Source organism: Bacillus sp. CFBP9009 (assembly GCF_036541465.1).
Classification (GTDB): Bacteria; Bacillota; Bacilli; order Bacillales; family DSM-1321; genus Peribacillus.
In genome coordinates this window covers 170,848-184,385 of record NZ_JAZHFU010000005.1, presented here as the reverse complement: position 1 = coordinate 184,385, position 13,538 = coordinate 170,848, and the positions used below count along the sequence as shown (strand labels likewise).

Annotated in this window: 14 protein-coding genes; all 14 read left to right on the top strand. The window is 42.4% G+C overall.

What is annotated here, in order from left to right:
* The first annotated feature begins 153 nt into the window (after window positions 1-153).
* The 14 genes from V3595_RS15645 (at window position 154) to V3595_RS15580 (ending at window position 13,489) form a co-directional block, all read left to right on the top strand.
* Window positions 154-1,011, top strand: a complete 858-nt coding sequence (locus V3595_RS15645) for a class II fructose-bisphosphate aldolase (protein ID WP_350300693.1) — start codon at window positions 154-156, stop codon at window positions 1,009-1,011.
* Between the two features lie 185 nt (window positions 1,012-1,196).
* A complete protein-coding gene (fsa, locus tag V3595_RS15640; protein ID WP_034315855.1) occupies window positions 1,197-1,847 on the top strand; it encodes a fructose-6-phosphate aldolase in 651 nt (216 codons plus the stop codon).
* A 209-nt stretch (window positions 1,848-2,056) separates the two neighbouring features.
* The gene (locus tag V3595_RS15635; RefSeq protein WP_352924087.1) at window positions 2,057-3,340 is read left to right on the top strand and encodes a UDP-N-acetylglucosamine 1-carboxyvinyltransferase; all 1,284 of its coding nucleotides are present in this window, start codon (window positions 2,057-2,059) and stop codon (window positions 3,338-3,340) included.
* Between the two features lie 99 nt (window positions 3,341-3,439).
* A complete protein-coding gene (gene glpX, locus V3595_RS15630) occupies window positions 3,440-4,402 on the top strand; it encodes a class II fructose-bisphosphatase (protein WP_214744235.1) in 963 nt (320 codons plus the stop codon).
* A 318-nt stretch (window positions 4,403-4,720) separates the two neighbouring features.
* Window positions 4,721-6,010, top strand: a complete 1,290-nt coding sequence (gene rho / locus V3595_RS15625; protein ID WP_034315849.1) for a transcription termination factor Rho — start codon at window positions 4,721-4,723, stop codon at window positions 6,008-6,010.
* 149 nt (window positions 6,011-6,159) lie between these two features.
* On the top strand, window positions 6,160-6,360 hold the full coding sequence (gene rpmE, locus V3595_RS15620) for a 50S ribosomal protein L31 (protein WP_034315847.1): 201 nt from the start codon (window positions 6,160-6,162) through the stop codon (window positions 6,358-6,360).
* 138 nt (window positions 6,361-6,498) lie between these two features.
* Window positions 6,499-7,104: a thymidine kinase gene (locus V3595_RS15615; protein WP_101223848.1), complete on the top strand. Its 606-nt coding sequence runs from the start codon at window positions 6,499-6,501 to the stop codon at window positions 7,102-7,104.
* A 191-nt stretch (window positions 7,105-7,295) separates the two neighbouring features.
* A complete protein-coding gene (locus V3595_RS15610; RefSeq protein ID WP_485908163.1) occupies window positions 7,296-7,751 on the top strand; it encodes a hypothetical protein in 456 nt (151 codons plus the stop codon).
* Between the two features lie 159 nt (window positions 7,752-7,910).
* Window positions 7,911-8,981 (top strand): peptide chain release factor 1, encoded by a 1,071-nt coding sequence (gene prfA, locus V3595_RS15605; protein ID WP_485908161.1) that lies wholly within the window; start codon window positions 7,911-7,913, stop codon window positions 8,979-8,981.
* Entirely contained in the window at window positions 8,974-9,843 is an 870-nt protein-coding gene (prmC, locus tag V3595_RS15600) for a peptide chain release factor N(5)-glutamine methyltransferase (protein ID WP_402904543.1), read from the top strand. Before prfA ends, prmC begins: the two co-directional genes overlap by 8 nt.
* A gap of 151 nt (window positions 9,844-9,994) precedes the next feature.
* Entirely contained in the window at window positions 9,995-10,930 is a 936-nt protein-coding gene (gene spoIIR / locus V3595_RS15595) for a stage II sporulation protein R (RefSeq protein ID WP_485908159.1), read from the top strand.
* Window positions 10,931-11,220: 290 nt separating this feature from the next.
* Entirely contained in the window at window positions 11,221-12,270 is a 1,050-nt protein-coding gene (locus tag V3595_RS15590; protein ID WP_485908157.1) for an L-threonylcarbamoyladenylate synthase, read from the top strand.
* A 75-nt stretch (window positions 12,271-12,345) separates the two neighbouring features.
* A complete protein-coding gene (locus V3595_RS15585; RefSeq protein ID WP_485908155.1) occupies window positions 12,346-12,912 on the top strand; it encodes a manganese efflux pump MntP in 567 nt (188 codons plus the stop codon).
* A 136-nt stretch (window positions 12,913-13,048) separates the two neighbouring features.
* A complete protein-coding gene (locus V3595_RS15580; protein ID WP_485908153.1) occupies window positions 13,049-13,489 on the top strand; it encodes a low molecular weight protein arginine phosphatase in 441 nt (146 codons plus the stop codon).
* Window positions 13,490-13,538: the final 49 nt, after the last annotated feature.

Below are 13,538 nucleotides of genomic sequence, written 5' to 3'. Positions count from 1 at the left end.
GTATAGTGTATTTGTTGCTGTTTTTTTGATGTATTGATATGCTAAAAGAGGAGAGATATTCTGATTTATAAGCGTATGCTACTTTCGTTTTAGGGAATATCTAGAAAGAATTAACTTTAAAAATAATAACATCCACTAGTAGGAGGAAATCAAATGCCTTTAGTTTCTATGAAAGATATGCTGAATAAAGCCCTTGATGAAAAATATGCAGTAGGTCAATTCAATATCAACAACCTTGAATGGACACAAGCTATTCTAGCTGCTGCAGAACAAGAAAAATCTCCAGTCATCCTTGGTGTTTCCGAAGGTGCTGCCCGCCATATGGGTGGTTTTAAAACGACTGTGATGATGGTTCAAGGATTGTTGGAAGACATGAAAATCACTGTTCCTGTGGCCATTCACCTTGACCATGGTTCAAGTTATGATAAATGTAAGGAAGCTATCGAAGCCGGATTCACTTCAGTAATGATCGATGCTTCACATCATCCGATCGAAGAAAATATCGAAACAACCAAGAAGGTTGTCGAATTCGCTCACGCACGGAATGTTTCTGTCGAAGCGGAAGTGGGCACGGTTGGCGGACAAGAAGATGATGTAATTGCTGATGGAGTCGTATATGCAGACCCTCAAGAATGTGAACAGTTGGTTAAAGAAACAAATGTCGACTGCTTTGCTCCAGCTTTGGGATCCGTTCACGGACCATACAAAGGTGAACCTAACCTTGGGTATAAAGAAATGGAAGAAGTGCGGGATTTAACGAATAAACCTCTTGTTCTTCATGGCGGTACAGGCATCCCTACGAAAGATATCCAAAAAGCGATATCGCTTGGAACTTCAAAAATCAATGTGAATACGGAAAATCAAATTGTATTCACAAAAGCGGTTCGTGAAATTCTGAATAACGATTCTGAAGTGTACGATCCTCGTAAATACATCGTTCCTGGCCGTGAAGCGATTAAAGAAACTGTCATCGGCAAAATCCGTGAATTCGGTTCAAACGGCAAAGCATAATTCAAACGTAACTTAAGGGTTCCATCCCTTTAAATGTAAGATGATAAAGGCAATATTTCCATTGGGGGGCTCCCCCCTAATGGTTTCTTTTAGATGCAGGGTTGAATCCGGGCTCTATTTTTAGAACAATTAGAATTCAGATGCTTAAAGGGAAATAAAAATCGATTACATACGGAGGATATTTTATGAAATTCTTTATAGATACAGCAAACATGGAAGAAATCAAACAAGCGCATGAACTTGGCGTTTTAGCAGGTGTTACGACTAACCCATCCCTTGTTGCTAGGGAAAAGGGAGTTTCTTTCCATGACCGGCTGAAAGAAATCACAAGCCTTGTTAAGGAATCCGTTTCTGCTGAAGTCATTGCGCTTGATTTTGAAGGAATGATGGCTGAAGCCAAGGAACTAGTTGCGATTGCACCGAATATCACGATTAAAGTGCCAATGACTCCGGACGGCTTGAAGGCTGTTTCAGCACTTACAAAACAAGGTGTCAAAACAAATGTCACCCTTATTTTCAGTGCAAACCAAGCATTATTGGCAGCTAGGGCAGGAGCAACTTATGTATCGCCATTTTTAGGTCGCTTGGATGACATCGGCCAAAATGGTTTGGATTTGATTTCAGATATTGCTGACATTTTTGCGATTCATGATATCAATGCCGAAATCATTGCAGCTTCCATCCGCCATCCGATGCATATTACTGAAGCGGCTCTTAAAGGGGCACATATTGCAACGATCCCTTATAAAGTTTTAATGCAATTATTCCACCACCCATTAACGGATAAAGGAATTGAAGCTTTTTTGAACGATTGGAATTCACGTACTGAAGCATAATGCCTTGCCGCTAAGTCGCTATAGATTGCACCGTTTAAATAAAATTAACATAAATTAGAAATTTTTCTCTTTTTTTTACATGAATTTTCTACTTTTGTGTAAACTAAAGAACTAGATAGTAAATGTTGTCGGATTATGCAATTTTCTTGTGGTAAAATATTACTTTTTGGAAGTAGCTTCTAAGTGCTTAGCGTGGAAGGGAGTTTATTATGGAAAAACTTAAAATTGCCGGTGGCTATCCTCTAAAAGGAAGCATTCGTGTCAGTGGAGCAAAAAATAGTGCGGTCGCCCTTATTCCTGCAACAATTTTAGCGGACTCTCCCGTAACGATTGAAGGCTTGCCTGATATCTCGGATGTACAGATGCTGAAAGCGTTAATGGAGGAGATTGGCGGTGAGGTATCCTTTGATGAAGGAGAAATGACAGTCAACCCCAGCAGGATGATTTCAATGCCTCTTCCCAATGGAAGGGTCAAGAAGTTACGTGCCTCTTATTATTTAATGGGAGCAATGCTTGGTAAATTCAAAAAGGCAGTGATCGGTTTGCCTGGTGGCTGCCATTTAGGACCTCGCCCGATAGATCAGCATATTAAGGGGTTTGAAGCACTGGGCGCACAAGTGACGAATGAACAAGGAGCCATTTACCTTAGGGCGGACGAGCTAAGGGGAGCACGCATATATTTGGATGTCGTTAGTGTAGGGGCAACGATCAATATCATGCTTGCCGCCGTTTTGGCCAAAGGCCGCACTGTGATAGAAAATGCTGCGAAAGAACCTGAAATCATCGATGTTGCCACATTGTTGACCAATATGGGAGCGAAAATAAAGGGTGCAGGAACGGATATCATTCGTATTGATGGTGTGGAAAGTTTGCATGGGTGCAAGCATACGATCATACCGGATCGGATTGAAGCCGGCACTTTCATGATTTTAGCGGCTGCTGTCGGAGAAGGAATTCTGATTGATAATGTCATTCCCCAGCATTTGGAGTCATTGACTTCCAAATTGAGGGAAATGGGGATTAATATTGAAGCGGGTGATGACCAGATATTTGTCTCACCGGGAGAACAATATAAATCCGTTGATATCAAGACATTGGTTTACCCTGGATTCCCAACGGATCTTCAGCAACCATTCACTTCCCTCTTAACAAAAGCAACCGGTTCTAGCATGGTCACCGATACGATATACGGGGCACGATTTAAGCATATTGATGAACTGCGACGCATGAATGCGAAGATAAAAGTCGAGGGCAGATCGGGCATCGTCGATGGTCCTGTCCAACTTCATGGGGCAAAAGTGAAGGCAAGCGATTTACGTGCCGGAGCGGCTCTTGTAATTGCCGGTTTAATGGCTGAAGGGATTACAGAAGTGACCGGGCTTGAACATATAGATCGCGGATATAGCCATCTTGTTGAAAAACTTTCAGGTTTGGGAGCAACGATTTGGCGTGAAGAAATGACGCAAGAAGAAGTGGAGCAGCTTAAAAGCTGATCCCTTTTCTTGTTACCTCATTGTGTTACTATATATGATATAATGTGTTATACTAATATATAAATAAATCATGCTAGTGTACATGAGGGGGAACCGGAAATGGAAAGAAGTTTATCGATGGAGCTTGTCCGCGTAACAGAGGCGGCGGCACTGAATTCAGCTCGTTGGATGGGAAGAGGAAAGAAAGACGAAGCAGATGATGCAGCAACAACTGCAATGCGGGATGTTTTCAACACTATTCCCATGCAAGGAACGGTTGTAATCGGTGAAGGGGAAATGGATGAAGCGCCAATGCTTTATATTGGCGAAAAACTTGGTACCGGTCTTGGGCCACTAGTGGATGTTGCGGTTGATCCATTAGAAGGAACGAACATCGTTGCATCCGGCGGCTGGAATGCATTGGCTGTATTGGCGATAGCCGATAAGGGGAACTTGCTTCATGCCCCGGATATGTATATGGATAAAATAGCTGTCGGACCAGAGGCTGTTGGTCAGATTGATATCAATGCCTCCGTGTTGGACAACCTGAAAGCGGTAGCCAAGGCAAAAAATAAAGATATCCAAGACGTGGTTGCAACAGTATTGAACCGCGATCGTCATTCGAAGATCATTCATGAACTTCGTGAGGCAGGGGCACGTATTAAGTTGATCAACGATGGAGATGTAGCGGGAGCCATAAATACGGCCTTCGATCTTACCGGTGTTGACATCTTATTCGGATCTGGCGGAGCTCCAGAAGGAGTTATTGCAGCCGTTGCCTTGAAATGCCTTGGAGGGGAAATTCAAGGCAAGCTCGTTCCTCAAAGTGATGAAGAAGTGGAACGCTGTGGAAAAATGGGCCTTGATTTAGGAAGAGTCCTCAGAATGGAAGACCTTGTTCGCGGAGATGATGCAATTTTTGCTGCAACAGGTGTGACTGATGGAGAACTTTTACGCGGTGTACAATTTAAAGGGCATTACGGCGAAACACAATCCGTAGTCATGCGTGCTAAATCTGGTACCGTTCGTTTCATTGATGGTCGTCACAGTCTTAAGATTAAACCGAATGGTTTGATTGACTGATAGCGTTTTTTAGAAAAATCACTTTTAAAAAGCGAGCGGTTTCATCGCTCGCTTTCTCTTTTAAAAAATTTAAGTTGAATAATTAAAATAAAAAAAGTAAAATAAAGCTTGGTCTACTATTAATAATTTAAAATCTGCCCTTTCACTCCAAACTTCAAGAAGCCTTCAATTAATTTTCTTCTTTACATGTAAAAATGTATCATCCTTTCTAAGAAAACTCTGGTCGGGTACATGGATTGCGGTTTTTCTTCCATCTAACAAACCATTTCTTTTTCAGTATGGGTGAAAACGTTTAATTAATAAAAGTGTGGTGTCATAATGAATTTAACTATTTCTAATTTAGAAAACATGAAACTAAAGGATCTCTATGAGCACGCGCGTGAATATAAAGTTTCCTATTACAGCAAACTTTCAAAAAAGGAACTTATTTTCGCTATCCTGAAAGCACAAGCTGAGCAGGATGGTCTCCTATTCATGGAGGGCGTTTTAGAGATCATCCCTTCAGAGGGCTTCGGTTTCCTGCGTCCAATTAATTATTCTCCTAGCTCGGAGGATATTTATATTTCTGCTTCACAGATCCGCAGATTCGATTTGCGAAATGGAGATAAAGTGTCCGGTAAGGTAAGGCCTCCAAAAGAAAACGAGCGCTATTATGGATTGCTGCATGTTGAAGCGGTCAATGGCGATAATCCGGAATCAGCAAAAGAGCGTGTCCACTTTCCAGGTTTAACACCGCTGTATCCAAACAGGCAAATTAAACTGGAAACGACACCGAAGAACTTATCAACCAGGATTATGGATGTCCTGGCACCGGTCGGTTTTGGACAGCGTGGGCTGATCGTCGCACCGCCAAAAGCTGGTAAAACGATGCTCATCAAGGAAATTGCCAATGCGATAACCACAAACCATCCCGAATCGGAATTGATTGTGCTGTTGATTGATGAACGCCCGGAAGAAGTGACTGACATTGAACGTTCCGTTGCTGGAGACGTGGTAAGTTCAACGTTCGATGAAGTGCCGGAAAACCATATCAAGGTGGCTGAGCTAGTGTTAGAACGAGCCATGCGCCTTGTGGAGCATAAACGTGATGTCATCATTTTAATGGACAGCATCACTCGACTTGCCCGAGCTTACAACCTTGTCATTCCGCCGAGCGGACGTACACTATCAGGGGGTATTGACCCTGCTGCATTCCACCGTCCAAAACGCTTTTTCGGTGCGGCGAGGAATATCGAAGAAGGCGGCAGCCTGACGATCCTTGCTACAGCATTGGTAGATACGGGTTCAAGAATGGACGATGTCATTTATGAAGAATTTAAAGGTACGGGTAATATGGAGCTGCATTTAGATCGTGCTCTTGCCGAAAGACGCATCTTCCCGGCAATCGATATTCGCCGCTCAGGCACTCGTAAAGAAGAATTGTTAATTCCGAAAGATCGCCTGGATAAACTATGGGCCATCAGGAAAACGATGTCGGATTCGCCTGATTTCTCGGAGAAATTCCTTCGCCGTCTAAAACAGACAAAGGGTAATGAAGAATTTTTCAGTAAGCTGGATGAAGAGATGTCAGAAATGAAAAAAGGGCCGGCGAGCGTAAAACGTTCTTAAACCCTGTAAGAAACAAACAGTTGCACAACTAGTCTTAAGTTGTTATAATGAGTTCATGTGTTTTTACAATAAATGTGAGGGTGTTTTTCCCTCAACTTGAAGTATATAACTCTGTTTCGAATGATTCAGGGCATAAGGAGCTGAAAAGAATGAAAACTGGAATTCATCCAAATTATAAGCTTTCAAAAGTAATTTGCTCTTGCGGAAACACTTTTGAAACTGGTTCAGTTAAAGAAGAGATCAAAGTTGAGACTTGTTCAGAATGCCATCCATTCTACACTGGTCGTCAAAAATTCGCTGAAGCTGGCGGACGTGTTGATCGTTTCAACAAAAAATACGGTATTAAATAAGCCGGACTTTTTAAAAAACAGGCAAGTATTTTTCTTGCCTGTTTTTTCTTTTCCATAAACAAGTAAGAATATATATAAAGCCGGGTCGACTTCAATTATGGCCAAGGGATCGACAGGTGGAAGGGAGTAGCTGTTTCCATGTATGTAATGAAACAAACAGGCTGGATCGAGCTTATTTGCGGAAGCATGTTTTCAGGTAAATCTGAGGAATTGATTAAACGAGTCAGCCGTGCTCAATTTGCTAAAGAGCAAATAGCTGTATTTAAACCAGCTATTGATAATCGCTATGCGGAAGAGGCTGTCGTATCACACAATGGCTCTTCTGTGATGGCAAAACCGATTGCCCATTCAACGGATATCTTTAAGTATTTGGACAAGCCCCTGGATATCATTGCAATAGATGAAGTGCAATTTTTTGATCATGAAATTATCGGGGTTGCCCAGCATCTTGCGGACAGCGGTTATCGAGTGATTATGGCTGGACTCGATCAAGATTTCCGAGGTGAACCATTCGGTCCTATGCCTGTTCTATTATCGCTGGCAGAATCGGTGACTAAGCTGCAGGCTGTGTGTGAAGTGTGCGGTTCACCTGCGAGCAGGACACAGCGCTTGATAGATGGGGAGCCGGCCTCCTATGATGAGCCGATCATCCTTGTGGGTGCATCGGAATCATACGAGCCCCGCTGCCGCCATCATCACGAAGTTCCGGGTAAGCAGCCTGTTGGGATTAAAGAACGTATTTGAATGATGGTGCCCTATGATCCAATGAGGTCGTAGGGTGCTTTTTTTGTTGGGAATAATAGGTGGAAAACTGCTGGACTTATTCAGGTGGTATGACCAATACATGGAAGCGAAATAAAAGATAAATATTGCCCTGTTTTGGGAAGGCTAACGAGGAAATGTTCTTCTTAATCAATCAAAATGGAGGTAAAAATATGAAATCAAAACTGCTTATCATGACAGCCTTTATACTTGCTGCACTAACGGCATGCGGTCAAAATGACAATGCAATAAATAATGATTCGGAATATGGTGATCAATCCCGGGATGGCAGGGATTTTGTTGGCAATGGTTTAAATCAAGTATCCAATAATGATTGGGACAATGAAGCGGAACGGCCATCGGATCAAATCCTCAACACACCGCATCACACATCCAATAATTCTCCATCCATGGGGCAGCAAATTGATGAAATCCGCGGAGTCATTGAATCGGAAACTAATTATGAGGCAGGTTCCGTTTGGTTTAATGGAAATACCATACATGTTACGGTCCATGATAAAGGCAAAATCAAGACGGAAAAAGAGAGAAATAAGGAAATGCAGCGAATACAAGGCATGATAAACAGGGTTGTGCCTCAATATAATGTAGATGTCAAATTAAACAAATAACGACATTTTTGAATCTCTTTGACGTTGATTATTCACCTATACTATAATTAACCTAGAAGTGAACTGAGCTGGGGCACTGAGCTACTTATTTATAGTTAAAAAAGATGGATTACTTCCAATTCGTTTCAGATGTTTTGGAAAATTTATGAGGTGAATAATTTGTTTGATCGATTGCAAGCTGTAGAAGATAGATATGAAAGATTGAATGAACTATTAAGTGACCCGGAGATCATTAATGACTCCAAGAAGCTAAGGGAATATTCTAAGGAGCAATCCAGCATACAAGATACCGCATCGACTTATAAAGAATACAAAGCGGTTCGTGAGCAACTCCAGGAAGCAAAGGCGATGCTGGAGGAGAAACTTGATGCGGATATGCGTGAAATGGTAAAAGAAGAGATCAATGAACTTGAAGATACCATACAAGACCTTGAGGATAAACTGAAAATATTGCTTATTCCGAAGGACCCTAACGATGATAAAAACGTAATCATGGAGATCCGCGGAGCGGCAGGCGGAGATGAGGCGGCCTTATTTGCAGGCAGTCTATACCGAATGTATAGCCGTTTTGCCGAGGTGCAGGGTTGGCGGACTGAAGTCATTGAAGCAAGTCCTACAGGGCTTGGCGGCTATAAGGAAATCATATTCATGATTAATGGCAATGGCGCTTATTCAAAATTGAAGTTCGAAAATGGGGCACATCGCGTTCAGCGAGTACCTGAAACTGAATCAGGCGGACGGATTCATACATCTACAGCCACGGTTGCCGTTTTACCCGAAGCTGAGGAAGTGGAAGTTGAAATTCATGATAAGGATATTCGTGTCGATACCTTTGCATCGAGCGGTCCTGGAGGGCAAAGTGTCAATACGACAATGTCCGCGGTGCGCTTGACTCATATTCCGACGAATACGGTTGTTTCCTGTCAAGATGAAAAATCACAAATCAAGAACAAAGAAAAAGCAATGAAGGTTTTGCGTGCCAGGGTGTACGATAAAATCCAACGCGAAGTACAGGCGGAATATGATCAAAATAGGAAGCTTGCTGTTGGAACGGGCGATCGATCTGAAAGGATTCGCACTTATAACTTCCCGCAAAACCGCGTTACCGACCACCGTATTGGTTTAACGATTCAAAAGCTGGATCAAATCATGGAAGGTAAGCTGGATGAAGTGGTTGATGCATTAATCATGGAAGACCAATCTTCAAGGCTGGAAAATGCAGATGAGTAATTCTGCCGTGAAAGTGTTTGAAGCCCTTAAATGGGCTTCTTCTTTTTTAAAGGAAAATGATCGTGATGCCAATGCTGGGGAAATCCTGTTACAGCACTTTTTAAAACAAACTCGTTCCCAAATGCTGGCCAACCTTCATGATGAGCTTAGTGAAGCGGATTTTGGGCAATTTAAGGCCGCTATTGAGCTGCATGCTGAGGGAACGCCCATCCAATATATAATCGGCAGTGAAGAATTTTATGGACGGACCTTCTTTGTTAATGAAGAAGTGCTCATACCGAGACCGGAAACAGAAGAATTGATTTATTATACATTACGTAAACTCCCGGCCATTTTTATGGAGGGACAGAAGCTTCATTTAGCTGATATTGGGACCGGCAGCGGCGCAATCGCCATAACAATGAAACTTGAAAAATCAAACCTGTTGGTGACGGCCACGGACATAGCGGAACCATCGCTTGAGGTGGCGAAGAAAAATGCAGAATCACTTGGTGCCGAAGTGCAGTTCATGCAAGGTGATTTGCTTTTGCCTTTCATGAACATGAATCAGAAGGTGGACATCCTTTTATCGAATCCGCCATATATACCAGATGATGATCATAAATCCATGTCAGTAGTCGTGACAGGACATGAACCACATCGTGCATTATTTGCCGGTATCGATGGGCTGGATTTTTACCGACGCTTTATGGAGCAGTTACCTTTGATCATGAAGGTGCCTGGGCTGATCGGTTTTGAGGTGGGCACTGGACAGGGTAAGGCGGTTGCCGATTTATTGAAACGAACCTTTCCAGCCGCAGAAGTATCCATTGTAAATGACATAAATGAAAAAGATCGAATGGTCTTTGCTGCATTAAAGTGATCCGTCTCCCTTCTGTGAGACGGATTTTTTTATGGGCACCATCCCCATTATCCTTTGGAATCTATATTTCCAGCTATCAACTTTTTTTATTTTTGCTAGTTTAAGATAGCTGGAAAATGGTGAGACTAATTCATGTGAGGGGGCGAAGGCGATGAAAACAAAACATTTAGCCATTATCTATCTATTAATCTTAACTATAGGAACGATCGTAAGTATATATATGCCTAAAGCGGAGGTGGTCGGTGCAGAAGATATGAAGGTGATCCCGGATGAGGCGATTCGTCTGCGGATACTTGCTAATAGTGATGAAGAAAAGGATCAAGCGGTTAAACGGCTTATTAGGGATGAGGTAAATGAAGATATCACAAAGTGGGTCGAGGAGCTTACTTCTTTGGATGAAGCGAGGGATGTGATCACCTCGCATCTACCGGATATCCAAGCGACGGCTGAGGCAGTTATAAAGGAACAGGGGTTGGAGCAGTCAGTAAAAGTCGATTTTGGACAAGCGGAATTTCCGACAAAACTCTACGGGCAGTATTTATATCCGGCAGGGGATTATGAAGCAGTGATTATCACACTTGGTGATGGGGAAGGCGCTAATTGGTGGTGTGTTCTATTTCCGCCATTATGTTTCTTGGATTTTTCAAATGGGACGGCTGTAAGTCAAAGTCCGATTGTCGAGGAAGAAGATGAAGGATCCCTGACTTCGGAAGGGAAGGCGTATGCTGCAACGAATGAAGAGAGTAAACCTGTTGCAGAGGGAGAAATTGAAGAAGAAGTGTTGGCTGAAAAGGAAAAAGGGCCCGAGGAAGAAGTTGAAGAAGAGGTAATGGAGGAGAGCGTAAAAGAGGAAGTAACGGAAGAAACGGTAAAAGAAGAGGTTATAGAGCAAGAGGTAAAAGAAGAAGTGATGGTAGTAAAAGATAAGGAACAAGTGGCAGAGGAAGTCAGTGATGGGAATGTTGAAGAAAACAAGGTTGAACTTGCGGCATCCAATGAACAAGGTCAACAATTATATGAAGGGGATAAGGAGCCTGAGGTGGAAGTGAAGTCCTTATTTGCAGAAATATTCAATGATCTATTTTAAAAAGGGGGCAGCGGCCCTTTTTTTTTACTTTCAGATAATTATAAAAACATATCCACAGGGTTATTAACAAAAAATCAAAAAAATCTGTCATTAATCATTAATATCCACAAACTTATCCACGGATTCGATATGGTTATCCCCAATTTGTGGATAACACTTGAATTATGTGTATACTTCTTTTATACTTTCAAAGTATCTTTTAAGTGAAATTAGTACGTTAAATTGAAAATATCGTTCATATTAAAGCGATTATATAAAATAAGAAATGTTAAAAGGCGATGATGTTCAAGATGAAAACGAAAATTTGGTCAGTGGATAAAAATGTGGATAATTTACAAAGTTATCCCCAGATTACACAATCAGCTGAATTATTAAAGGCTAACCAAGTGGTTGCTTTTCCTACAGAGACTGTTTATGGACTAGGTGCGAATGCCAAAAATGACGAGGCGGTCAAAAAAGTGTTCGAAGCAAAGGGGCGTCCGAGTGATAATCCTTTAATCGTTCATATAGCCTCTGAAGAGCAGTTGTCAGGTATTGTAGAAGAGATTCCGGAACAGGCCAGGAAGCTAATGGCAGAATTTTGGCCGGGTCCTTTGACTTTGATCATGAAACGAAAACCGGGCCAGCTATCAAATCTTGTGACAGCTGGATTGGACACGGTGGCTGTCAGGATGCCGGATCACCAGGTTGCCCTCGGCCTTATTCGTGCGAGTGATTTGCCCATTGCGGCTCCAAGTGCAAATACTTCTGGGAAACCAAGTCCCACTTCAGCTAAACATGTTGAAGATGACTTAATGGGCCGGATTGCAGGCATAGTCGATGGCGGGACTACGGGTGTGGGCGTAGAATCCACAGTACTTGATTGCACTGTTGAAGTCCCTGTTATATTAAGGCCCGGCGGAGTGACCCTGGAACAGCTGGAAGCTGTAATAGGGGAAGTCCGGCAAGATGTCGCTTTGAAGAATCAGGAAACGGCGCCAAAAGCCCCGGGCATGAAATATACCCACTATGCTCCGAAGGCCCCTCTATATTTAGTCAAGGGTAATCAAGCTTTCCTTCAGAAGCTTGTGGATGAGAAAAGAAGTGACGGGTTAAAGGTGGGCATCATAACGGCTTGTGAACATCAACAGGATTATAAGGCGGATTATGTGGTTGTCCCAGGTTCATTAGCTGATTTACATACTGTTGCGACAGGCTTATATGATGCTTTAAGACAGTTTGATGAGCTGGAGGTCGATGTCATTTTTAGTGAAATGTTTCCTGACCATGGAATAGGAGCTGCGGTCATGAACCGGCTTGAGAAGGCTGCAGGTCATCAAATCATCAAGGAACATGTGTAATAAGGACTGATTTATTCTTCTATTTCTTTTCGGACATGCATAACATGTAGTAGGCACGTCCGAGGGAGGATTGGAATGAATACATTTGCTGGAGAAATCATCACCTTATTGCTAATGGCATTCGCGTTGGGAATGGATGCCTTTTCAGTCGGCCTTGGAATGGGAATGTTTAAGCTAAGGTTGAGGCAAATTCTTTTTATAGGGCTGACAGTTGGCTTTTTTCATATTTGGATGCCCTTGCTTGGAATGGGGACAGGCCGTTTCATTTCAGAAAAATTCGGGACCTTCGCTACATACGCCGGCGGTCTATTGTTGATCATTCTTGGTATACAGATGTTTATCCCTGGTAAAAAGGATGGAGCTGGTGTCAGGGAAAATAAGATGCTGGCTCCTGTCGGGAAAGGTCTATTCATTTTTGCTTTAGGGGTAAGCCTGGATAGCTTCTCGGTAGGATTAACCCTGGGGATTTACGGTGCAAAAACGATTTTAACCATTCTTTGTTTTGGGTTTGCTGCCACCCTATTAACGTGGGCAGGGCTTTTGCTGGGTAGAAAAATGCAGGGTTTGCTTGGCGTGTATAGTGAGATTCTTGGCGGAAGCATCCTATGTGCGTTTGGATTGAAATTATTGTTCTCTTTTTGAGCCGCGTGACTTCATATCTATCCTTCCTCAACTGTTCCGATTACCGGGGCGGTTTTATTTTTTCCTAAGACATGATGAGAGTGATTTTTAATAAACGGGCGATAGCTTATAATGAATAAAAAAGGAGGCGTCATAAATGATCCGAGTATTATTTGTATGTACAGGCAACACATGCAGAAGCCCGATGGCAGAAGCGATATTGAAAAATAAGAATATTGCGGGCGTTGAAGTGAAGTCCGCTGGCGTGTATGCTTCATCAGGCCAGGATGCTTCGACGCATGCTAAAAATGTATTGGTTGAAAATGACATAGTGCATAATCATCATTCAACGCCTTTATCCGAGAAGGAGATGGAATGGGCGACTCATATTTTCACCATGACGGAAGGGCATAAATCTGTCATTACCCGTGCATATCCCCAGATGTCCGATAAGACTTTTACTTTAAAAGAATTCATTATTGACGATAAATATGATAAAGACATAATAGATCCGTTTGGCGGTTCTGAAGGCATTTATCGGGAAACGTTCAGGGAGCTGCAGGAATTAATTGAAGAATTAGTCTTAAGGCTTAAATAGTAAAGAGGATACATAATGTGGTCGCTGCAGTAAAAGATATTACTAAGCT